This window comes from Halorubrum distributum JCM 13561, from assembly GCF_000337395.1.
GTDB classification, from domain to species: domain Archaea; phylum Halobacteriota; class Halobacteria; order Halobacteriales; family Haloferacaceae; genus Halorubrum; species Halorubrum distributum.
On record NZ_AOJF01000025.1, the window covers coordinates 14,995 to 34,820 of the forward strand.

The window sequence follows — 19,826 nt, forward strand, 5'->3', positions numbered from 1 at the left end:
CTTATAAAAATCTGGCAACGACACCGAAGATCTACTTATAAATAACCGCGCAGCCGTCCCGCTATCGACCGCCGTCTACGGGAAGAGCCCGCGGTACTCGTGGGCCGTCGCCGTGCGCTCTAAGGCGAGCGTGTACGCGGCGGTCCGGAGGTCGGGAAGGCCCTTCGTGTCGTACTGTTCGATGGTCTCGTCGAACGCGGTGCCGATGCGGCGCTCCAGTTCGGCGTTGACCGTCTCCAGCGGCCACGAGAACTCCTGTGCGTTCTGCACCCACTCGAGGTACGAGACGATGACGCCGCCCGCGTTCGCGAGGATGTCCGGCACGACCTGGATGTCCCGCTCGGTGAGCGCCTTGTCGGCGGCGACCGTCGTGGGTCCGTTCGCGGCCTCGACGATGGCCGACGCCCGGAGGTCGTCGACGTTGTCGGCGGTGATCACGCCCTCGACGGCGGCGGGGATGAGCACGTCGACGTCGAGGGTCAGAAGCTCCGCGTTGGTGATCGCGTCCGGGTCGTCCCAGCTGGAGCCGTCCGCGTTCCCCCGGTACTCGCCCGCGACGTACTCCTCGATCAGCCCGCCGGCGTCGACGTGCGCGCCGAGCGCCGCCACGTCGAGGCCGTCCGGGTCGTACGCCGCGCCCGACACGTCGGAGGTGGCGACCACGCTGGCGCCGGACTCGTCGAGGAGCCGGGCCGCGTTCGAGCCGACGTTCCCGAACCCCTGGATCGCGACGGACGCGTCGGAGAGGTCGCGGTCGAGGTACTCGAAGAGGCGCTCGGTGACGAGCGAGACGCCGCGGCCCGTGGCTTCCACGCGGCCGGGCGTCCCGCCGATCTCCAGCGGTTTGCCCGTGACGACCTGCGGGATGGAGTGGCCTTCGTACATCGAGTAGGTGTCCATCATCCACGCCATCGTCTGCGGGTTCGTGTTCATGTCGGGCGCCGGCACGTCGGTCTCGGGACCGATCATCCGACGGATCCCCTCGGTGTACCGCCGCGTGAGCCGTTCGAGGTCCTGGTCGGTGAGCTCCTTCGGCTCGCAGATCACGCCGCCCTTCGCGCCGCCGTAGGGGAGGTCGACCAGGGCCGTCTTCCAGGTCATCCACCCGGCGAGCGCCTCGACCTCGCGCTGAGTGACCGAGGGGTGGAATCGGACGCCGCCCTTGAACGGGCCGCGGGCGCTGTCGAACTGACAGCGGTACCCCTCGAACACCTCGACCTCGCCGGACTCCAGCCTGACCGGGAGCGTCACCTTCAGCGTGCGCTCCGGGTGTTTGAGCCGCTCGAACACCCCGTGGTCCACGTCTGCGTACTCCTCGGCGCGGTCCATCTGGGCGAGCATGTTCTCGAACGGATCGTCGGCCATGGCCGGAACGACTCCGTCGCGCGGCATATCGGTTTCGGCAAGTATCGCCTCCGGAAGAGAATATCTCACACGATCTTTCGGCCGTTTTCTCCGGCCGTTTCCGGCCGGACTTATACGTCGGGGCCGTCAATCGCCGGCCATGACACACGGACATGCGACGGGGGACCGCCGATGACGACACAGACGCTTCACCCCCGAGTCCAGGTCGTGTGGGTCCTCCGCGCGGTGCTGCTCTCGGCGCTCGTCACCGCGCCGTTCGTCGGCGGCGCGTACCTCGAATACCTCCCGCGGTGGGCGCCGGTCGCCGCCGGGGCCGTCGTCCTGACGCTCACCGTCGCGCACGCGCTGCTCCGCTACCGCCGCTGGAGCTACGAGATCCGCGAGGACGCGATCTACCTCGACCGCGGCGTGATCACGCAGGTCCGGACGACGGTACCGCTGGTGCGGATCCAGCACGTCGACTCCCGCCGCGGCCCGATCGAGCGGACCGTCGGCCTCGCCTCCTGCGTGGTGTACACCGCCGGGTCGCGCGGCGCGGACGTGCGGATCCCCGGGCTGACACCGGACGGCGCGAGCGACCTCCGCGAGGAGTTGAAGCGGCTGGCGATCCGCGCCGACGGGGAGGACGCGGTGTGAAGTTAGCGCCGCAGTCGGTCCCGTACCGCGCGCTCCAGAAGGCGGCCGGGACCGCCGTCGCGCTGTTCGTGATCGTGAACAGCGGCGGGTTCGGCCTCCCGCTCGCGGTCGGCGGCGGGGCCGCGATCCTCCTCGTGATGCTCGCCTACGAGGTCGCGTACTACCGCCGGTTCGAGTACGTCCTCACGGAGGACACGCTCGACATCTCCTCCGGCGTCATCTCCCGGCGCGAGCGCGAGATCCCGTACCGGCGGATCCAGAACGTCGACGTGAGCCGCGGCGTGCTCCAGCGCGCGATCGGCGTCGCCGCGGTCGATCTGGAGACCGCCGGCGGCTCCAGCACGGAGGGGTCGATCCGCTTCGTCACGCCCGCGGAGGCGACGCGGCTCCAGCGCGAGGTCCAGCGACGGAAGTCGGCGAGCTCGCGGGGCGAGGACGCCGGCGACGGGACGGCGACGGACGCGGTCGGGGGCGGCCGCGACGACGCGTTCGCGCCCGACGAGGAGGAGCTGTTCGCCATCTCGCCCGGCGAGCTGGCGCTGGTCGGGGCACTGTCGTTCGACGGGCGCCTGATCGGCCTCCTCGCCTTCCTGAGTTCCGGGTCGTTCCCGGTGCTGTCGAGCTTCCTGCCGGAGACGTCGGCCGCCGCGCTCACCGCGACGGCGTTCGTCGGCGTCGCGGCGCTGTTCATCGCGTCGTGGCTCATCGGCGCGGGCGTCGCCTTCTCGAACTACTACGGGTTCCGGCTCTCGCGGGCCGGCGACGAACTGCGCTACGAGCGCGGGCTGTTCCGCCGGTACAGCGGGTCGATCCCGACCGAGAAGGTCCAGGCGCTTCGGATCACCGACAACCCCGCTAAGCGAGCGCTCGGCTACGCGAGCCTCTCGATCGAGACCGCGGGGTACGCCCCCGGTCAGGGCTCGGAGTCCGGCAACCAGTCCGCCGTGCCGATCGCCGCGACCGACCGCGTCTACCGGCTCGCACACGAGATCGAGTCGTTCGGGTCGCCGGATTTCAACCGGCCGCCCAAGCGGATCCGGTGGCGGTACGTCATCCGGTACGCGATGATCGTCGGGGTGCTCACGGCCGTCGCGTACGGCGTGGACTGGTACGTCTCGCCGTCGCTCCCGTGGTACGGCGTCGCCGCGCTCCTCCTCGCCGTGCCGCCCGCGGCGCACCTGAAGTGGAAGCACCGCGGCTACTGGGTCGGCGAGGACCACCTGCTCACGCGGAACGGGTTCTGGAGCCGGACGGTCGCCGTCGTCCCGTACTACCGGATCCAGAACGTGATCGACAGCCGCACCGTGTTCCAGCGCCGGTGGGGCGTCGCGACGATCGTCGCCGACACGGCGGGGACCAGTTCGCTGACCGGCAGCGACGCCGCGGCCGTCGACTTCGAGGTCGACGAGGCCGAGGAGCTAAAGGAGACGCTCACGGAGCGCCTCGCGACCGCCGTCGCGGAGCGGCGGAGCGAAGGGACAGACTCCTTCGAGTGGATCGACGACGACGCGGAGGGAGACGGGAGCGTCGGAGCCGCCGAGGGCGTCGAAGGCGACGAGCGGACCGGAGCGAAAGGGAGCGTCGAAGGCGACGAACGGACCGGAGCGAAAGAGAGCGTCGAAGGCGACGAACGGACCGGAGGCGACCAGACCGGCAGCGACGGTCCCGTCGAGGACGCGGTCGTCGACGCGGAAGCCGACGGCGCGACGACGGAGGAACCCCCAGACGAAGAGCCAGAGATACCCGACGACGGCGTCGTCCGTCCGGACTTCTCGCCGAGCGACCGCGACTACTCGGAGCCCGCGGAGCGGATCGACACGGGCGGGTACGCGGTCGACCAGAACCCGTCGGATGCCGACGTGGCGCACGGACCCCGGGCCGACGAAGCAGGCGACGCAGACGAGACAGAAGACGACGGCGACGGAAACGGAACCAACGGCGACCGCAACGAGGACGAACGGGCGGACGCTGACGACGCCGGCGGTGGCCCCGAGAACGGCGACCCCAGTTCGCGACCCTGACCGTCGCGGCGGGCGGCGCTACTCGTCGAGCAGCTGCTGAGCGATCGTGTTGCGCAGGACCTCGCTCGTGCCTTCGTAGATCTCCGAGAGCTTCGCGTCGCGGTAGAAGCGCTCGGCGGGGAAGTCCTTGGTGTAGCCGTAGCCGCCGTGGATCTGGATCCCCTCGTTGGCGACCTCGCGGGCGATCTCGGAGGCGTACAGCTTCGCCTGCGCGGCCTCCTTGATGTAGTCCTCGTCGCGCATCTTCAGGTCGGCGGCCTCGTGCATCAGCAGCTCCGCGGCGCGCGCCTTCGTGTCCATGTCCGCGAGCTTGTGCTGGATGGCCTGGAAGTCCGAGATCGGGCGGTCGAACTGCTCGCGCTGCTGGGCGTAGTCCTTCGCCTCGTCGAGCGCGGCGCGCGCGATCCCGACCGACCGGGCCGCGATGGTGATCCGGCCGCCGTTGAGCGTCTTCAGCGCGTGGACGAACCCCTCGCCCTCCTCGCCGAGCCGACGCTCCTCCGGGATCCACATGTCGTCGAACCGGAGCTCGGCGGTCGGACACCCCTTGTCGCCGAGCTTGTCCTCCGTCCCCTCGACGATGAACCCGTCGTCCTCCTCCGGGCGCACGACGAACGACGAGATGCCCTTCCGTCCGGCGTCGGGGTCGGTCTTCGCGAACAACGTGACCGTGTCCGCGACGGAGCCGTTCGAGATCCAGAGCTTCCCGCCGTTGACGAGGTACCCGTCGCCGTCGCGCTCGGCCGTGGTCGACATGGCGGGCACGTCGGAGCCCGCCTCGGCCTCCGAGAGCGCGAACGCGCCGATGTCCTCGGCGGTGTTCAGGGCGGTGAGGTACTCCTCCTTCTGGGCCTCGTCCCCGAACTCGTACAGCATGTTACCGGCCAAGGAGGTGTGGGCCGCGACGACGGTGCCGAGCCCGCCCGAGCCGCGGGAGATCTCCTCGAGTCCGATCGCGTAGCTGTGGTAGTCGAGCCCGGCGCCCTCGTACTCGACCGGGAACGGCATGCCCATGAGGCCGAGGTCGGCCATCTCCTCGACGAGGTCCGCGGGGAACTCGTCGGTCTCGTCTATCTCGGCCGCGCGGGGGACGACCTCTTCGTCGACGAACTCCGCGACCGTGTCGCGGATCTGACGCTGCTCTTCGGTGAGCGTGAACTCCATGCCGTGGCGTTCGGCCGGGCGGACTTAGCCGTTTTCACACGGTTGTACACGGGCCGACGGTTCGTCGGAGGGGACGGGCGCTTCGTCGTGCGATTTCGGCGGCTCGGCCGAGGAACGACGCCCGACCGCCGTTCCACGAGGCTTTTTATGCGTTGTGCCGTAAACACTGGCAACTGAATGAGCGGACGAGAACACGCCCCCGGCGAGGCCGACCTCGCGTGGTGTCACGAGGCGGTCCAGGGGGTCTCGCGGACCTTCGCGCTGACGGTCGACGTGTTAGAGGAACCGATGGCCTCGCAGATCTGCGTCGGCTACCTCCTCTGCCGCGTCGCCGACACGGTCGAGGACGCCGGGCACATCCCGCCGGACGCCCAGAGCGACGTGTTGCGGACCTACCGGCGGGCGATCGACCCGGACGACGAGACCGACATCGGCCAGTTCCGCGAGGCGGTCGACGAGTGGCTGCCCGCCGAGCGCGACGACGACTGGACCGTCGTCGCCGAGGCGCCGACCATCGCCGCGACGTTCGAGGAGCTCGACCCGGAGGCCCAGGCGGCCATCGTCCCGCCGGTGCTGGAGATGGTCGACGGGATGGCGATGTTCGTCGACCGCCACGCCACCGAGGGCGGGCTCCGCATCGACGACCGCGAGGAGTTAGAGCAGTACTGCTACTACGCGGCCGGCACCGTCGGCAACCTCATCACGAACCTGCTCACCCGCGAGGACATCGGCGAGGAGCGCGCGGAGCGCCTGCGGGAGACCGCCGAGGAGTTCGGACTCCTCCTCCAGCTCGTGAACGTCTCGAAGGACGTCTACGACGACTACACCGAGGAGAACAATGTCTACCTCCCCGCCGAGTGGCTGGAGGCCGAGGGGGTCGACCAGGAGCGCGTCGTCCACCCCGAGAACCGCGAGTCGTCCGCGCGCGTCGTCGACCGCACCGCCGACTACGCCCGCTCGTTCCTCGACGACGCGCAGGCGTACCTCGAGACGATGCCGCTCTCGAACGGCAACACGATGGAGGCGTGGACCGTCCCGTACCTGCTCGCGGTCGGCACCCTCCGCGAGCTCGGGAGCCGCCCGGAGGACGCGCTCACCGAGACGGGCGTGAAGGTGTCCAGACAGGAGGTGTTCGCGGTGATGTCCGCCGCGAGCGACGTGGGGCGCGACTCGCTCGCGGAGCTCCGGCAGACCATCGCCCGGACCCCGTTCCACCGCGCTGTCGGATCGGCCGACTGAAGCGCCGCCGGTCGTCGCCGGTTCCGCACCGCCCGTTTCTCATCGCCCGTTTCTCACAGCCGCGACCGCGCCCGCGACACCGCCGGGACGCGTACGCCGATCGTCTCCCCGAGCGCCTCGGCCGCGCTCAACAGCCACTCGGCGCGCTCCACGCGCGAGTCGAGATCGCCGGGACCGATCCGATACCGCTCGACGAGCTCCTCGACGGTCGCGCCGCCGATCCACTCGTCGAGGATTCGCGCGGTCTTCACCGACTCCAGCCACCCCTCGAAGTCGTCCGGCTCCGTCATGTCCGTGGTGAGGTGGGCGGCGTTCGTCCGAGCGAACTGGTAGACGTCGGCGCGCTCGGCGTTCCCGAGGTAGGTGTCTTGCATGTCCGGCGTGTCGCAGATCACCTCGAAGGCCGTGAGCGTCGTCGCGTCCGATACGTCGGCCGCCGCCCGGAGGCCGGCGACGATCCGCTCGCCGGTCTCGGGGCGGACGTACTGCTTCGAGGTCGTCTCGCCGACGGCCGTCGCGACGAGCCGGTAGTCCTCGACGCCGCCCGTCTCCCGGGCGACCATCCCGGCCGCGACGAGGTCGTCGACCGCGACGGCGACCGCGTCCGCGAGGCCACCGGCGCCCGTCTCCCGCGCGTAGAACGTCCCCTCGAACACGTCGAGGATCTCCGTCTCGGTCGCCGCGAACCCCGTCGCGACCGCCGCGAGGACGTGCGTCCGCAGCGCGGCCGGGTCGGCGAGCTGCGACTCGACGGCCTCGGGCTCGCCCTCGACGTACCGCTCGTGAACCTCGTCGCGCGTGTCCGCGTCGGCGACGAGGACCGCCTCGCCGTGCGGGTCGAGCCCCGGACGCCCGGCGCGGCCGCACATCTGGTGGACCTCCAGCGTCGGGATCCACGACATGCCGCCCTCGCCGTACCGGCGCTGGTCGCGGACGACGACCCGCCGGGCGGGCACGTTGATGCCGGCCGCCAGCGTGGGGGTGGCACAGATACAGGCCACGTCGCGCTCGCGGAACGCCGACTCGACGACCCCGCGGTGGCCCGAGCGGAGCCCCGCGTGGTGGAACGCGACGCCCGCGCGCAGGCAGTCCGCGAGCTGTCGGCCGGTGAGCGTGCCGTCCACGTCGGTGGCCTCCTCGGCCGCCGCGGCGGCCGCGTCCTCGACCCCGAGCTCCGCGGCGAGGCCGTCGTCCGCGAGCCGCTCCGCGAGGTCGACCGCCTCGCGCCGGGACCGGACGAACGCGAGGCACTGCCCGCCGTCGGCGACCGCGTCGGCGACCAGCGCGGCCGTGACCTCGGTGGGGTCGTTCGCGTCGCCTGCGTCGCCCACCTCGCCTGCGTCGCCCCCGTCGTCTCCCTCGCCGTCGGCTCCGTCAGCGATGGAGCCGACGTCGACGGAGAGGCTCGTTCCGTCGTCGAACGCGACTTCGCCGCCGACCGCGACGCCGGTCCGGAGGTCGACCGGTCGCCACTCCGACTCGACGAGTTCGGCGTCGAGCCAGTCCGCGATCGCGTCGGGGTTGTCGACGGTCGCCGACAGCGCCACCGTCTGAAGCTCTGGGTTCCGGCGGCGGAGCGTCGCGAGCGTCACTTCGAGGGTCGGCCCGCGCCGCTTCGCGCCGAGCAGGTGGACCTCGTCGACGACGACGCAGGCGAGCTCGTCGACCCACGAGGCGCCGTTCCGGATCGCCGAGTCGACCTTCTCGCTCGTGGCGACCACCACGTCGTTGCCCGCGAGCGCCTCGCCCGTCGCGTCGAAGTCGCCGGTGGAGATGCCCACGTCGACGCCGGGGAGCGCCGCGAACGTCTCGTACTTCTCGCGGGCGAGCGCGCGGAGCGGGCAGACGTACAGCCCGGGGCCGTCCGCGGTCAGCAACGCTAGCTGGGCGATGAACGTCTTGCCCGACGCGGTCGGCACCGCAGCGACGACGTCGGCGCCCTCGCAGACGCCCGCCTCGACCGCCGCGCGCTGCGGCGGGTACAGCTCGCGCACGCCGCGCTCGGCGAAGTGGTCGACGACGGGCTGAGACAGCGGCAGGTCCCGGACGCGCATGTAAACACGGCTTCGGCTCGATCGGTGATAAAGAGTCGGCGGCGTTCCCCTCGCCCGGTTCGGTCGCGGGCTACCCGTCGGTGTCGAAGTCCTGGAAGAGCTTCTCGTAGTCCTCGTCGTCGGTCGCAACCGCGTCGCGCGACTCGTCGGCCCGCTCGCGGAGCTCCGCGATCCGCTCCGTGAGCCGCTGGTACTCCTCGTTGTCCGCGAGGTCGCTGGCGCTCTTCTCGGACTCAAGCATCGCCTTCTTCGAGGTCAGCGAGAACAGCTCCTGGACCTCCGTATCGTACTCGCCGCGGCGCAACAGTCCCTCCACCGTCTCACGAAGCGTGTCGCTCGTGACGGGCTTGACGAGGTAGTCGTCGAACCCCATCTCCAGGATGTCGAAGTCGGGCTCGACGGCGGTGACCATCGCGACCCGACAGTCGATACCGCGGTCGCGGACGGCGGTGAGGACCTCGTCGCCGGAGAGGCCGGGCATCCGACGGTCGAGGAGTATCGCGTCGACCTCGTCGTCGGCCTCGTCGAGCTGGTCGAGCGCCTCGCGGCCGCCGTACGCGGTTCGGACGCGGTACTCGTCGCCGAGCCAAGCGGCGTACAGGTCGGCCAAGTCGGGTTCGTCCTCGACCACGAGGACCAGCGGCGGTTGCTCACTCATGGATGACGGGAGCGAGGGGGTGTTCGCTCACACGTTTCGTCTCGCCGCTGGCTATATTAAAATACCTCTTCGACGCGCAGCGGGATCGGTCGCGCCGTGGGGGTCGGGTCCGATCGCGGCCGCCCGAACCGGCCGTTCGAGTTACTCGTCCGGGTTACTCGTCTGGGGTATCCGTCCGTGCTACTCGTCCGGGCTGTAGTTGGGCGCCTCGTCCGTGATCATCACGTCGTGCGGGTGGCTCTCGCTTTGGCCCGCAGAGGAGACGCGGACGAACTCCGCGCGCTCGTGGAGGTCGGGGACGGTCTCGGCGCCGACGTATCCCATCCCGGAGCGAATCCCGCCCGTCAGCTGGTGGAGCTCGGAGGCGAGGCTCCCCTTGTACGGGGTCGCCGCCTCGACGCCCTCGGGAACGAACTCCTCGTCTTCGTCCTCTTCCTTGAGGTAGCGGTCGCCGCCGCCGGACTTCATCGCGCCGACCGAGCCCATTCCGCGGTACTGTTTGTACTTCTTGCCCTGCATCGTGATGACGCGGCCGGGCGCCTCGTCGGTGCCGGCGAAGTAGGAGCCGAGCATCACCGCGTCCGCGCCCGCCGCGAGCGCCTTGATCGCGTCGCCGGAGTAGCGGATCCCCCCGTCGGCGATGACGGGCACGCCGTGGTCGCTCGCGACGTCCGCGACCTCGGCGACCGCGGTCATCTGGGGCATGCCCGCGCCGCTGACCACGCGCGTGGTACAGATCGACCCCGGGCCGATGCCGACCTTCAGGCCATCGGCGAAGTCCACCGCGGCCTCGGCGGCCTCGCGCGTCCCGACGTTGCCGACGACGACGTCGGCGTCGACGGTCTCTTTGATCGCCTCGGCGGAGTCCAAGACGTTGAGGTTGTGCGCGTGCGCGCAGTCGATGAAGATGATATCGACGCCGGCCTCGTCGGCCGCGACGGCGCGCTCCTCCTCGAAGGGACCGACGGCGACGCCGGCCAGCAGGCGGCCGCGCTCGTCGCGGGCGGCCTCCTCGTGCTCGCGGCGCTGGAGGATGCCCTGCATCGTGACGAGGCCGACGAGTCGGTCGTCGCCGTCGACGACCGGGACGCGCTCGATCTTGTGCTCGTACATCAGTTCGAGCGCCTCGCGCGCCCCGACGTCCTCCGGCGCGGTGATGACCTCGTCGGTCATCGCCTCGCGGACGGCGTCTTCCTCGCCGACCTCGAGGTACGGGCGGATGTCGGTACCGGAGATGATACCGAGGACGGCGTCGCCCTCGTCGACGACGGGGGCGCCGGAGACGCCCTGTCGCTCCATCACGGCGTCCGCCTCGCTGACGGTGTCGTCCGGCGAGACGGTGACGACGTTCTCGCGGCGGATGACGAGCTCGTGGGCGCGCTTGACGCGCTCGACCTCGGCGGCCGTCTCCTCGACGGTCATGTTGCGGTGGAGGACGCCGAGGCCGCCTTCGCGGGCCATCGCGATCGCGAGGTCGCTCTCGGTGACGGTGTCCATCGCCGCCGACAGCACGGGGACGGTGAGCTCGACGTTCCTCGACACCCGCGTGCTCAGGTCGGCGTCGTCGGGCTCGACCCGGCTCTCCTTGGGGCGGAGCAGCACGTCGTCGAACGTCAGCGCTTCCGGAACCTCGAGCTTCGCCGAGAATCGGCCAGAATCTGTCGCCATATAATCCGTCATGAACGGCCGATGAAAAGCGTTGCGAGACGGCACGGACGTGGTGGTTGATCACATCCGAACTCGTATTGTATACACAATCGTGGATTTTTATCTGCTCAAGCCCGCTCGCGCGAGCGTCCTCGGTCGGAGCCCTCCATCCGACCCCGGTAGCCGAGAGAGTGAACTCGAAAGCCGAGAGATGATCGGAGAAGATCGGAAAGCGTCGACGTATCGTCGTCGAAGTCCGGAGTTCGTCGTCGATCCTTCGTGTCGTGCGGACACGTCTCACACAACCTTTAACGCGACCGAAACACGTATATCTGGTATGGACTCCGACAGTCCCGTGAACGCGCGCATCGCCGGCCAGCCGAACGCCGACCTCGGCGTCCGCTTTACAGCCGGCAATCCGCGCAAACCCTTTACATGGGCTCGTCGGACCCCCCGCGGCGTGGACTCCGCGTGCCGGTCCCCGGACCACCGCGAGTCGCACGCGTCCCACCGCCACCCCGCCGGTCAGGGCTATCGTCCCTAAATGAGCACGTCACGTCACCCGGTCGCCCTGCGGCTCGAACAGCAGGTCGGGAGCGCGACGAAGCTGCTCGCGACCGTCATGGCCCTGCCGCTCGTCGACGGCATCTTCCCCGCACTCGTTGTCGCCGGCGTCCTCGGCTCGGCCACCGGCGTCGTCGAGACCGGCATCCTCATCTTCGGCGGCTCCGCGACCGCCGCGGTGATCCTCGCGGAGATGGACGGCTCCCGCCGGGAGATGGCGGCCTCGATCCTGCTGATCGGCGCAGTGATCATCCCGATCGCCGCCGTCGAGGCCGCACTCGCGCCGACGCTCCAAGGACTCCTCGATCTCCCCGTCTTCGAGCGGTTCGCCGGGCTCGTCATCCTGACCGTCGCCGCCAAGACCGCCAGCTCGGAGGTCGGCGAGTACCTGCCGAGCCCGGGCGTGATCATCGGGCTCGGACTCGTCGCGAGCTTCGATCCGTCGGGGTTCGCGCTGCGGACCTCGACCGAGTACGTGGTCAACGGGACCGCGGCCGCCGCCGTGGGCGTCGGGTTCGCGCTGTCGATCGCGCTGCTGTCGCCGCACCTCCGCGGTCGCGTCGACATCGACCGGTTCCGGTTCGGCTCCGCGGTCGCGCTGGGCGTGCTCGCGCTGCCGATCCTGCTCGGCCCGTTCGACTTGATGCAGACGGACGCGCCCATCGCGCTCGCGGTGCTCGCCGTGACGACCCTGTTCGCGTACGACCCGAACTCGGACGGCGTGGCGGGCGCCGCCGACGGTGACGCGCCCGGTGACGACGCGCCGGACGACGGCGAGTCGGTCGACGGGGCGGACGCGTCGGACGCGGACCCGACCGACGGCGGCGAAGAGCCCGCGGAGTCGCCGAGCGATCCCCCGCTCGACGCGCCGCCAGAGGGGCCCTCCCCCATCGTCGACGACGACGTCGCAGTCCTCGCGAACGGCGGCGAGGGGCGCGAGACCGACGACGACCCGGACCCGTTCACGGACGACGACTCCCGCGCGCCGTGGCTGTAGTTCCGGGATAATCGACCGCGGGCCCCGGCGCGTTCGACGCGCGTCGGTCGGCGGTCCGCGTCCCGCGCGTGTCGCCGGGGTTTAGGTACTCGACCCCGAACGGCAGGTATGTCGAACCGCGTCGTTCAGGGGCGGATGGTGACGCCCGAGAAGCTCGCAGAGCTGGTCGAAGGTGAGTCGGTGCTGGAGGCCGAGTCGATCACGGACGCCGACCGCGACTGCCCGGAGTGCGGCGGCGACGTCATCTCGGTCGGGTACATGCCGAGCGTGACCGAGTTCGTCACCGGCTACAAATGCCAAGACTGCGACTGGAGCGCCGACGACCGGGAGTAGCGCCGGTCTCCGTCCGTTCCGCACGCCGCCGGAGCGGACCGATATTCGCGGGACCGGGAGCACGTCGCCGTCCCCCGAACGCCCTCGATCGAAACCCCTTTATCCGCGTTTCGGCAACGGTCTGATGCGAGATCACGCGGGGCTGTGGCCAAGCCAGGCATGGCGACTGACTCCAGAGGCTTGCGCCCGGGACGACACTCCAGACTGATATACCGAGCGGCCGACTGATCATCGGTCGTGTTGACGACCCTCTGGAGTTCCGAGGCGCACCGGAGATATCAGTCGATCGGGGGTTCAAATCCCTCCGGCCCCACTCCAGAATTAAACCTTTGTGAACCTGAGGTAAACTCCGAGCCGAAGATCTGCGAATTCTGCGGTTGCTACATCACCNCCCTCCGGCCCCACTCCAGAATTAAACCTTTGTGAACCTGAGGTAAACTCCGAGCCGAAGATCTGCGAATTCTGCGGTTGCTACATCACCGAGTACAAGCAGCGGTGCGCCGCGCTCGACGACGGGGTGTGCCGGCCATGAGGTTCTGCCCCGAGTGCGGAACGAAGCTCACGCGGACCTCGAAGCCCGGCAGCGCGATCCCGTACGACACCTGTCCGAACTGCTCGTTCGGGGGTGACGCCGATGTCTGATCGCGTCGACGAACTCCGCGAGCAGATCGCGAACCGTCTCGGAGAGCCGGATCGGCTCCAGTTCCCGAGCGGATGGACCACGTCGACGAGCTGGCGGCGCGCACAGGTCGCTCCGTCGCAGGTCGGCGCGGTGAACCCGGCGGAGTTCGACGTCCTTCTCGGCCGCGAAGACGACGAGACTGCGCTCTCGAAGCACCGCGTGCTGTTCGCGGTCTACGAGGGGGATCTCGTTGCCGAGTGCGACTGTGACGGCCACCACTTCCGCGGATGGTGCGCTCACGTCGCGCTGCTCTGGCGGCGGTGGACGCTCGACGACCTCGGTGTCACCGACCTCGACACGGGTCGGACGCACCTCTCGCCGCCGTGGTGGCTCTCGATCGACGACGCAGAGGCCGAGCGGGCCGAAGCCGACGCGAGCCAGCCGGTCGCGGCCGACGGAGGTGTTGAACGGTGACCTCCGTTTCGAGTGGATCAACTGGAGTGTTCAAACCGTACGGTCGGACTTCCCACCCGTACGGGTGCTTTTCCGCCACCATCGATGCTTCTGAATCCTCTACCTCCGAATCAGCCGAACCGTACGGAGGTACGGGGGGGTCCGAGAATCGGCGCCCTCGTAGCGTGGGTGCGAGTGGGTGCGCGAACTTAGCGCGGCGCGCGCGGCGGCGCGCATTATGCGGCCTCGCGGCTGCTCGCAGGCGTAGCGGGGTGGCGGCATGACGCTCGACTGGCCCGCCGGATTCGAGCGAACGGCCGCCGGAGACCGCGAGCGGAACCGGAGCTTCGAGGCGACGCTCGGTTTGACGACGAAGGAACTCACGACCGAGATGGGCCGGATGGACGTCGACGAGTGGCGCGGAGAGATCGCGAACGCTCACACGAAGTCGAACGGCCTGCCGCTCCACAACGCCAACCCGGACGATCCGGGATTCGTGCTGCGGTGGGTCGACGACGGCGAGCAGTTCGCAGTCGCGTGCGACGCCTCGCCGCGACTCCGCGACAACGTCCGGTACGTCCTGAAGTGGGTCAACGAGACGCGGATGCGGAGCCAGCGGCCGGTTCAGACCGGCGACTCCGAGTTCGCGGCTGCCCGGCTCCCGCCCGCCGACGACGACGCGGTCGCAGGAACTGCCACGAGCCAACCAGCGCACGAGGTCCTCGGCGTCGCGCCGGACGCACCGGAGAACGTGGTCGAGTCCGCAGCTCGGGCTCGGAAGGCGGAGACGCACCCGGACAACGGAGGCGACTCCGACGAGTTCCAGCGAGTCGTCGAGGCCGAGGAGGTGATGCTCGATGGTTGAGGCAGCGACGAAGACAGCCGCCTGTCCCGATTGGCGGTGCCCGAACGACGATCTCGAAGAGGTCGGCGACAGCGAGCCGGATGGTGACTACTACTGCTGGATGTGCCGAGTCCTGTACTCGGCCGAGGAGGTGATGATCGATGAGTGACGAGGAACGCGTCGCGAAGGCGCCGATCCGCGACGAGAAGCGGCTCGAAGCGCTGGAGGCCGCAGAGCAGGAGCACGGCTCGATGGCGGCCGCGCTCCGGCACGCGCTCGACCGGCTCGCAGACGCGAGCGAGACCGAGGCGGAGACGGACCCGACCGAGGTCGACGTCCCGGCGAAGGCCCTGGAAGGCTACTGGGAGCTCGTCGACTGGGCGGACGTCGGCGGCCGGATCGAGATCGGGACCGCGGAGTCGGTGCTGGCGAACGCGCTGAACATCCCGAAGCCCGCGGTTCGGTCCCGGGTGATCAAGCCGCTCGTGAACGAGAGCCTGCTCTGGAAGGATTGGGGACACGACGGCGTCTGGCTCGTGGTCGGGCGGCGAGACGGCGAGCCGCTGAACGCACCCGAGCAGGCGCCGACGCCCGAAGCGTCGCCGACGTCGTCGGAGGCGGCGACGGACGGTGGCGACCCGAGCGACCGGCTCGACGAGTTGGCGGCGGCAGGCGCGGAGGTAGGCGAATGAGCGCCACCAACGACGCCCGTAGCGGGCCGCACGAATGTCCGTTCGACGAGGACTACTACGCGTGGGTCGCCGGCGAGCGGGCCTACCTCCGCGGATACCGCGTCGACGCGACGTGCGGGGACTGCGGCTCGCAGCTCGACGTCCGGTTCGGAGAGCACACGTTCCTGTTCACCTGTCCCGAGTGCGTCGTTGAGAGCGACGATCCGGTCACGGAGTCGTCGCGGGCGACGGCGCTCGGCTGGAGAGTCTCGATGACGAACTCGACCGACCTCACTCAGTGGTCGGTCTACCTCGCTGGCGAGCAGGTCGACATCGAGCAGGTGCCGCACGGGGTCGAGGTGCGAGGCTCGCTGACCGAAGACGGCGAAGAGTACGTGATGAACGTCGCGCTCCCCGAGAAGGGACAAGAGTACGACGTCGAGGCCAACGGAGGTGAGTCCGATGGCGCGTAGCGAGCACGTGGTCGGCGCGGCCGAGAACGTCGACATGCGCGGGCCCTCCGAGTCCGAGCCCTACGAGGTCGACGTCGACGAACGGCGAGTTGTCTCGGCGTACTGCTGTACCTGCGAGAAGACGACGACGATGCTGCTGGAGGTCGGCGACGACTCTCCCTGGGAGCACGACGAGAAGCACGCGAGCCACGTGGTCGACTACTGGAGGGAAGCATGACGCTGTCGAACAACGAACTCGCGGCGATGGGAGTCGGCTTCTCATCCGGTGCTGGTGCTGGAGTCGTCGACCCTGCTGCTGGGCTCGGAATCGGCGCCTTCGGGATCGGAATGATTCTGATCGCGATCAAGCGACAGCGCGAGCAACGGCAGGAAGAGGAGAGATACGAACCGGAACTGGAGACCGACGGCGGAGCAATTCCGGACGAGACGCCGCAGGAGGCGGCGCCGGAGCAGCCGACCGTGCTCAACGTCGAGATCTCGGGCGACCGGATGCTGGCGAGCGCGGAGCGGGGCGACATCAGTCTCGTCGTTGAGGCGCCCGCCGGAACCTCCGAGGACGAGCTCGCCGAGGCGCTCGAGGACGTCCCGGGGAAGATCGAGCGGACGGCGGACCTGTTCACTGGGGGTGACCGGTGATGCCGGACGCGCGATTCGAGACGAAGCCCGGCAGCGGCTCGGGCGCGGGATACGAGCGCTGGCGGTCGTACGAGAACCGGCCGTCGACCGACGTCGAGGGGAAGGAGGACGTCTACGTGGCGCACCACCGGCTGCTGGCCGTCGTGGAGTGCTACGCGGCGTCGACACCGCTCTGGGCGATCTTCGCAGACCTCGACGGCTCGGACGTTCACCACGAGAACGGACTGAAGTGGGACAACCGGGCGGAAAACATCGAAGTCGTCGACCACGGCGAACACGCTCGGCGGCACGCGTCGACGGCGTCGGACACGCCGACCCCGGATGCGGGTGGGGATCTGGAGGTACCGGCCGATGACTGATCGTTACTACGTGGTGACCTCGTGGGAGGACATCGCGGCGGCAGCGGCCCCGAACGACCGTGACAAGCAGCGAGTGGCGACGATCTTCAGCGAGAAGGCGTTCAACTGCGTGGTGTGGTTGCCGGAATGGCTGCTCGACGCGGACGACAAGGACATCGAGACGGTCGAAGCGTCTGACCACCTGGCGGTCGGAGGCGCGACCGACTACTCGGAGAAAGCGTGGGAGTTCGCGCAGCCACACCGTGACGGCGCGGGTGGCTATCTGCCGAAATCGAGCGTGACGCTGTTCGAACGGGGCGATGGTGTCGAGTCGATTGAGACGCCGCAGCGAGGGCTGACGAGCTTCGAGGGGGCACAGAGCGATGACTGACGAGACTACCACCAAGACCATGAGTGAAACCGAGAATCCGGAAGACTGCGCGGCTATCGATCGGACACCAGACGCGGGCGTTCGGGTTTACGCCACCGACGAGAGCGTCGACATATCAGAGAGCAGCGGTCCGGCGGACCTCCACTACCTCGTGGTGCGGACGGAAACGGGAGCAAAGCAACTCGCACGGTTCGCCGCGGCGGCGCTGAAGGGAGACAGCCTCAGTGTGAACGACATCGACATCGATGAGCTGGAGCTGGAAGATCTTGCGCCAGCGTTCGAGGATGGAGACGACAATGTCTGAATCGTTAGAAGCTGACAATCATCAGCTCGGAGAAGGCCGGGAACCAGTGACCAACAAAGAACCAAAGCAGGAGAGCGAGAACGGCCAAAGTTACGAGTCCGGCGAGGATACCGCCCAGCAGTTGGAACGGATTCATAATCGGATGAACTACTCGTCCGATGATAATTCTTTGGCGGAACCCACAGTTCGAGCCGTCGACCTGTTCTGCGGCGCCGGCGGGACCCTCGAAGGCCTCTCGCAGGCGTGCGACGACCTCGGCCTCGATCTCCAAGTCACCGCAGTTAACCACTGGGAAACCGCGATCGAGACCCACAAGCGGAACCACCCGAGCGGCGATCATCACGTCTCGAAGGTGGAGGAACTCCACCCGCCCGACGTCGTCGAGGAAGGCGGCGTCGACGTGCTCATCGCGTCGCCGGAGTGTACACACTTCTCGGTAGCTCGCGGCGGGAAGCCGGTGAACGACCAGAAGCGCGCGTCACCGTGGCACGTTCTCGACTGGGTCGAGAAGCTCCGCCCGAAGAACGTGCTGCTGGAGAACGTTCGCGAGCTCGAGTCGTGGGGACCGATCGACGACGAGGGACAGCCGACGCGGAACGGCGAGATCTTCGAGACGTGGATCAACGCGTTCCACGCGCTAGGCTACTCGGTCGACTGGCAGGTACTGAACGCCGCAAACTACGGCGACCCGACTACGCGGAAGCGGCTGTTCGTTGTCGGCCGTCGAGGCCGGCGGGCGTCGTTCCCCGAGCCGACCCACAGCGACGCCGACGACGAGCTCCCTGACTGGCGGCCGGCCGCGGAGGTCATCGACTGGTCCGACGCCGGCGAGAGCCTGTGGAAGCGCGACCGGCCACTCGTGAACAACACGATGCGCCGGATCGCGGAGGGGATCCGGCAGCACTGCGACGAGCGGCTCGAACCGTTCGCCGACGCCGTCGCCGAGCTCGGGAAGGAAGATGTCGCCGCACTCCAAGAGGACGTCGTCGATGTCGACGAGGTCAACGAGGTCGCCGAAGAGCGCTGCGAGCCGTTCCTCGTGAAGTACTACGGCACGTCGACGGCGAAGCCGGTAGACGAGCCGATGGACACGGTGACGGCGCAGGGCGGGAAGTACGCACTCTGTACGCCGTACCTGCTTGGACAGCAGTCCGGAGCGACGGCCCGGAGCGTCCTCGACGAGACGGTTCCGACCGTCGCGACACGTGGCGCTATCGGCCTCTACAACCCGACAGCGTTCATCCTTCCGCGGAACGGCTCCCGGGGCGGGCTTCACTCGAACGCGACGTACAAGCCCTACGAGCGGCCGCTCCACACGGTCACGGCACGGAACCAAGACGGCCATGTCGTGACGCCGTTCCTCGTCGAGTACTACGGGAACGGCTCCTCAAACAGAATCGACGAACCGCTGCCGACGGTGACTACGCGCGACCGCTTCGCGCTGGTCTTGCCGGAGGCGTTCCCGTACGGGCTCGACATCCGGTACCGGATGCTCCAGCCGCGTGAACTGGCGGCTGCGATGGGGTTCCCGTCGGACTACGAGTTCGCCGGCAACAAGACCGAGACGACGAAGCAGATCGGGAACGCAGTGCCGGTGAACCTCGCGAAGGCACTGACGAAGCAGCTGCTCGTCGGCAATGAGCCGTCACTCCAGACGTTCGCCGAGCAGGAAGTAGTTGGAGATGACTGAGTAGGTCATTGGCAGGCCCTCCATCGACCAAATTATTAATCTGGTAGAATATTTGTTTACAGATGAATCTTCCTCCGATTCCCGCAGAATACTTCGTCCTCGCATCGGCTATTCTGAGCGCCTTCATCGCCTATCAGTCAAGAATCAACGGTATCGAATCTCAAAGAGAACGTGAGTCCTACCTGAAGTCGAGGCTCGAAGGGGGAACGCACATTGGGGACAGATGGGGAATCAAGATAGACACGGTGAGATTCCATGAGGATTCAGGATTTTGGTATCGAAAAGAAAAATTTCTAACAGGTAGAATATCAGGCGAGACAACCGTCGTAGTTCAGTACAAGATACAGCCATTACCGGGAAATTATTGGGATCACGAAGGTCCACAGGCAGTTTTAGACGGCTACGAAGTCCCTGTGAAACATTTGAGAACGACGACAGATACAGACCCGACAATTGCCAATTTTAGTGTGGAAAGTCCCGATCCACAAGTGGTTGAGAACTTCTTTGTAGAACTACTTATGATGGACGCTGAATTGAAAAAACAGCAGGAAAAGACAGACGACAAACGGCACTAATGATGACTGATCTATCTACGAATGGTATCGGGCGTGTCTAGCTGGATAGCAATNGGGTGTTGGCGGGCTCGTCGGCCGCGTCCCGCGTATCGGTGACACGCTCGGGTCCGTCGTCGAAAGCGGCCTTTCGTCGGCCGGGAGCGGACTCGTG

At 68.3% G+C, this 19,826-nt stretch carries 22 protein-coding genes and 1 tRNA gene; 18 read left to right on the forward strand and 5 right to left on the reverse strand.

Annotated elements, in window-relative coordinates; translation table 11 throughout:
- Window positions 1-75: 75 nt before the first annotated feature.
- A complete protein-coding gene (locus C470_RS03490; protein WP_004596339.1) occupies window positions 76-1,365 on the reverse strand; it encodes a Glu/Leu/Phe/Val family dehydrogenase in 1,290 nt (429 codons plus the stop codon).
- A 171-nt stretch (window positions 1,366-1,536) separates the two neighbouring features.
- Here C470_RS03490 and C470_RS03495 point away from each other — a divergent pair, with 171 nt between their 5' ends.
- Both C470_RS03495 and C470_RS03500 read left to right on the forward strand, forming a co-directional pair.
- Window positions 1,537-2,001, forward strand: coding sequence for a PH domain-containing protein (locus C470_RS03495; RefSeq protein WP_008365297.1), 465 nt, complete (start codon window positions 1,537-1,539; stop codon window positions 1,999-2,001).
- Window positions 1,998-4,022, forward strand: a complete 2,025-nt coding sequence (locus tag C470_RS03500) for a PH domain-containing protein (protein WP_008365298.1) — start codon at window positions 1,998-2,000, stop codon at window positions 4,020-4,022. The genes C470_RS03495 and C470_RS03500 overlap by 4 nt, the downstream gene beginning before the upstream one ends.
- An 18-nt stretch (window positions 4,023-4,040) precedes the next feature.
- Here the strand turns inward: C470_RS03500 and C470_RS03505 are convergent, their stop codons facing one another.
- Window positions 4,041-5,186 carry an acyl-CoA dehydrogenase family protein gene (locus C470_RS03505; RefSeq protein ID WP_004596345.1) on the reverse strand — a complete coding sequence of 382 codons (1,146 nt, stop codon included), beginning with the start codon at window positions 5,184-5,186 and terminating at the stop codon, window positions 4,041-4,043.
- A gap of 177 nt (window positions 5,187-5,363) precedes the next feature.
- Here C470_RS03505 and C470_RS03510 point away from each other — a divergent pair, with 177 nt between their 5' ends.
- Window positions 5,364-6,425 carry a phytoene/squalene synthase family protein gene (locus C470_RS03510; protein ID WP_004596347.1) on the forward strand — a complete coding sequence of 354 codons (1,062 nt, stop codon included), beginning with the start codon at window positions 5,364-5,366 and terminating at the stop codon, window positions 6,423-6,425.
- Window positions 6,426-6,478: 53 nt separating this feature from the next.
- Here C470_RS03510 and C470_RS03515 read toward each other — a convergent pair whose 3' ends face one another.
- The 3 genes from C470_RS03515 to guaB form a co-directional block, all read right to left on the reverse strand.
- Complete coding sequence (locus C470_RS03515; RefSeq protein WP_008365299.1) at window positions 6,479-8,479, reverse strand: DEAD/DEAH box helicase; 2,001 nt, start codon at window positions 8,477-8,479, stop codon at window positions 6,479-6,481.
- 70 nt (window positions 8,480-8,549) lie between these two features.
- Window positions 8,550-9,137 carry a HalX domain-containing protein gene (locus C470_RS03520; RefSeq protein WP_004599777.1) on the reverse strand — a complete coding sequence of 196 codons (588 nt, stop codon included), beginning with the start codon at window positions 9,135-9,137 and terminating at the stop codon, window positions 8,550-8,552.
- Between the two features lie 180 nt (window positions 9,138-9,317).
- Complete coding sequence (gene guaB, locus C470_RS03525; RefSeq protein WP_008365300.1) at window positions 9,318-10,805, reverse strand: IMP dehydrogenase; 1,488 nt, start codon at window positions 10,803-10,805, stop codon at window positions 9,318-9,320.
- 523 nt (window positions 10,806-11,328) lie between these two features.
- Here guaB and C470_RS03535 point away from each other — a divergent pair.
- The 15 genes from C470_RS03535 (at window position 11,329) to C470_RS15545 (ending at window position 19,675) form a co-directional block, all read left to right on the forward strand.
- Complete coding sequence (locus C470_RS03535) at window positions 11,329-12,345, forward strand: DUF5794 domain-containing protein (protein ID WP_007344516.1); 1,017 nt, start codon at window positions 11,329-11,331, stop codon at window positions 12,343-12,345.
- Window positions 12,346-12,453: 108 nt separating this feature from the next.
- Window positions 12,454-12,678, forward strand: coding sequence for a DUF5795 family protein (locus C470_RS03540; RefSeq protein ID WP_004596358.1), 225 nt, complete (start codon window positions 12,454-12,456; stop codon window positions 12,676-12,678).
- Between the two features lie 138 nt (window positions 12,679-12,816).
- A tRNA-Trp gene (locus C470_RS03545) sits at window positions 12,817-12,991 on the forward strand.
- A gap of 321 nt (window positions 12,992-13,312) precedes the next feature.
- Complete coding sequence (locus C470_RS03550) at window positions 13,313-13,774, forward strand: hypothetical protein (protein WP_008365302.1); 462 nt, start codon at window positions 13,313-13,315, stop codon at window positions 13,772-13,774.
- Window positions 13,775-14,033: 259 nt separating this feature from the next.
- A complete protein-coding gene (locus tag C470_RS03555) occupies window positions 14,034-14,618 on the forward strand; it encodes a molecular chaperone DnaJ (protein ID WP_008365303.1) in 585 nt (194 codons plus the stop codon).
- Window positions 14,611-14,766, forward strand: a complete 156-nt coding sequence (locus tag C470_RS15915) for a hypothetical protein (protein ID WP_160162936.1) — start codon at window positions 14,611-14,613, stop codon at window positions 14,764-14,766. The genes C470_RS03555 and C470_RS15915 overlap by 8 nt, the downstream gene beginning before the upstream one ends.
- The gene (locus C470_RS03560) at window positions 14,759-15,289 is read left to right on the forward strand and encodes a hypothetical protein (RefSeq protein WP_008365304.1); all 531 of its coding nucleotides are present in this window, start codon (window positions 14,759-14,761) and stop codon (window positions 15,287-15,289) included. The genes C470_RS15915 and C470_RS03560 overlap by 8 nt, the downstream gene beginning before the upstream one ends.
- Window positions 15,286-15,741, forward strand: a complete 456-nt coding sequence (locus tag C470_RS03565) for a hypothetical protein (protein ID WP_008365305.1) — start codon at window positions 15,286-15,288, stop codon at window positions 15,739-15,741. Before C470_RS03560 ends, C470_RS03565 begins: the two co-directional genes overlap by 4 nt.
- Window positions 15,731-15,958: a hypothetical protein gene (locus C470_RS03570; RefSeq protein WP_008365307.1), complete on the forward strand. Its 228-nt coding sequence runs from the start codon at window positions 15,731-15,733 to the stop codon at window positions 15,956-15,958. The genes C470_RS03565 and C470_RS03570 overlap by 11 nt, the downstream gene beginning before the upstream one ends.
- The gene (locus C470_RS03575; RefSeq protein ID WP_049908565.1) at window positions 15,955-16,377 is read left to right on the forward strand and encodes a hypothetical protein; all 423 of its coding nucleotides are present in this window, start codon (window positions 15,955-15,957) and stop codon (window positions 16,375-16,377) included. Before C470_RS03570 ends, C470_RS03575 begins: the two co-directional genes overlap by 4 nt.
- The gene (locus C470_RS03580; RefSeq protein WP_008365311.1) at window positions 16,377-16,736 is read left to right on the forward strand and encodes an HNH endonuclease; all 360 of its coding nucleotides are present in this window, start codon (window positions 16,377-16,379) and stop codon (window positions 16,734-16,736) included. The genes C470_RS03575 and C470_RS03580 overlap by 1 nt, the downstream gene beginning before the upstream one ends.
- Window positions 16,729-17,106: a hypothetical protein gene (locus tag C470_RS03585; RefSeq protein WP_008365313.1), complete on the forward strand. Its 378-nt coding sequence runs from the start codon at window positions 16,729-16,731 to the stop codon at window positions 17,104-17,106. Before C470_RS03580 ends, C470_RS03585 begins: the two co-directional genes overlap by 8 nt.
- Window positions 17,099-17,410 carry a hypothetical protein gene (locus C470_RS03590; RefSeq protein ID WP_008365316.1) on the forward strand — a complete coding sequence of 104 codons (312 nt, stop codon included), beginning with the start codon at window positions 17,099-17,101 and terminating at the stop codon, window positions 17,408-17,410. The genes C470_RS03585 and C470_RS03590 overlap by 8 nt, the downstream gene beginning before the upstream one ends.
- A 46-nt stretch (window positions 17,411-17,456) precedes the next feature.
- The gene (locus C470_RS03595) at window positions 17,457-19,100 is read left to right on the forward strand and encodes a DNA cytosine methyltransferase (protein WP_239638552.1); all 1,644 of its coding nucleotides are present in this window, start codon (window positions 17,457-17,459) and stop codon (window positions 19,098-19,100) included.
- Window positions 19,101-19,162: 62 nt separating this feature from the next.
- Window positions 19,163-19,675, forward strand: a complete 513-nt coding sequence (locus tag C470_RS15545; protein WP_152418627.1) for a hypothetical protein — start codon at window positions 19,163-19,165, stop codon at window positions 19,673-19,675.
- Window positions 19,676-19,826: the final 151 nt, after the last annotated feature.

Excerpts from the sequence above, each read along its gene's own strand:
- C470_RS03490 (WP_004596339.1), bottom strand. The coding sequence starts at position 1,365 with ATGGCCGACGATCCGTTCGAGAACATGCTCGCCCAGATGGACCGCGCC.
- C470_RS03495 (WP_008365297.1), top strand. The coding sequence starts at position 1,537 with ATGACGACACAGACGCTTCACCCCCGAGTCCAGGTCGTGTGGGTCCTC.
- C470_RS03505 (WP_004596345.1), bottom strand. The coding sequence starts at position 5,186 with ATGGAGTTCACGCTCACCGAAGAGCAGCGTCAGATCCGCGACACGGTC.
- C470_RS03510 (WP_004596347.1), top strand. The coding sequence starts at position 5,364 with ATGAGCGGACGAGAACACGCCCCCGGCGAGGCCGACCTCGCGTGGTGT.
- C470_RS03515 (WP_008365299.1), bottom strand. The coding sequence starts at position 8,479 with ATGCGCGTCCGGGACCTGCCGCTGTCTCAGCCCGTCGTCGACCACTTC.
- C470_RS03520 (WP_004599777.1), bottom strand. The coding sequence starts at position 9,137 with ATGAGTGAGCAACCGCCGCTGGTCCTCGTGGTCGAGGACGAACCCGAC.
- guaB (WP_008365300.1), bottom strand. The coding sequence starts at position 10,805 with ATGGCGACAGATTCTGGCCGATTCTCGGCGAAGCTCGAGGTTCCGGAA.
- C470_RS03535 (WP_007344516.1), top strand. The coding sequence starts at position 11,329 with ATGAGCACGTCACGTCACCCGGTCGCCCTGCGGCTCGAACAGCAGGTC.
- C470_RS03540 (WP_004596358.1), top strand. The coding sequence starts at position 12,454 with ATGTCGAACCGCGTCGTTCAGGGGCGGATGGTGACGCCCGAGAAGCTC.
- C470_RS03550 (WP_008365302.1), top strand. The coding sequence starts at position 13,313 with ATGTCTGATCGCGTCGACGAACTCCGCGAGCAGATCGCGAACCGTCTC.
- C470_RS03555 (WP_008365303.1), top strand. The coding sequence starts at position 14,034 with ATGACGCTCGACTGGCCCGCCGGATTCGAGCGAACGGCCGCCGGAGAC.
- C470_RS15915 (WP_160162936.1), top strand. The coding sequence starts at position 14,611 with ATGGTTGAGGCAGCGACGAAGACAGCCGCCTGTCCCGATTGGCGGTGC.
- C470_RS03560 (WP_008365304.1), top strand. The coding sequence starts at position 14,759 with ATGAGTGACGAGGAACGCGTCGCGAAGGCGCCGATCCGCGACGAGAAG.
- C470_RS03565 (WP_008365305.1), top strand. The coding sequence starts at position 15,286 with ATGAGCGCCACCAACGACGCCCGTAGCGGGCCGCACGAATGTCCGTTC.
- C470_RS03570 (WP_008365307.1), top strand. The coding sequence starts at position 15,731 with ATGGCGCGTAGCGAGCACGTGGTCGGCGCGGCCGAGAACGTCGACATG.
- C470_RS03575 (WP_049908565.1), top strand. The coding sequence starts at position 15,955 with ATGACGCTGTCGAACAACGAACTCGCGGCGATGGGAGTCGGCTTCTCA.
- C470_RS03580 (WP_008365311.1), top strand. The coding sequence starts at position 16,377 with ATGCCGGACGCGCGATTCGAGACGAAGCCCGGCAGCGGCTCGGGCGCG.
- C470_RS03585 (WP_008365313.1), top strand. The coding sequence starts at position 16,729 with ATGACTGATCGTTACTACGTGGTGACCTCGTGGGAGGACATCGCGGCG.
- C470_RS03590 (WP_008365316.1), top strand. The coding sequence starts at position 17,099 with ATGACTGACGAGACTACCACCAAGACCATGAGTGAAACCGAGAATCCG.
- C470_RS15545 (WP_152418627.1), top strand. The coding sequence starts at position 19,163 with ATGAATCTTCCTCCGATTCCCGCAGAATACTTCGTCCTCGCATCGGCT.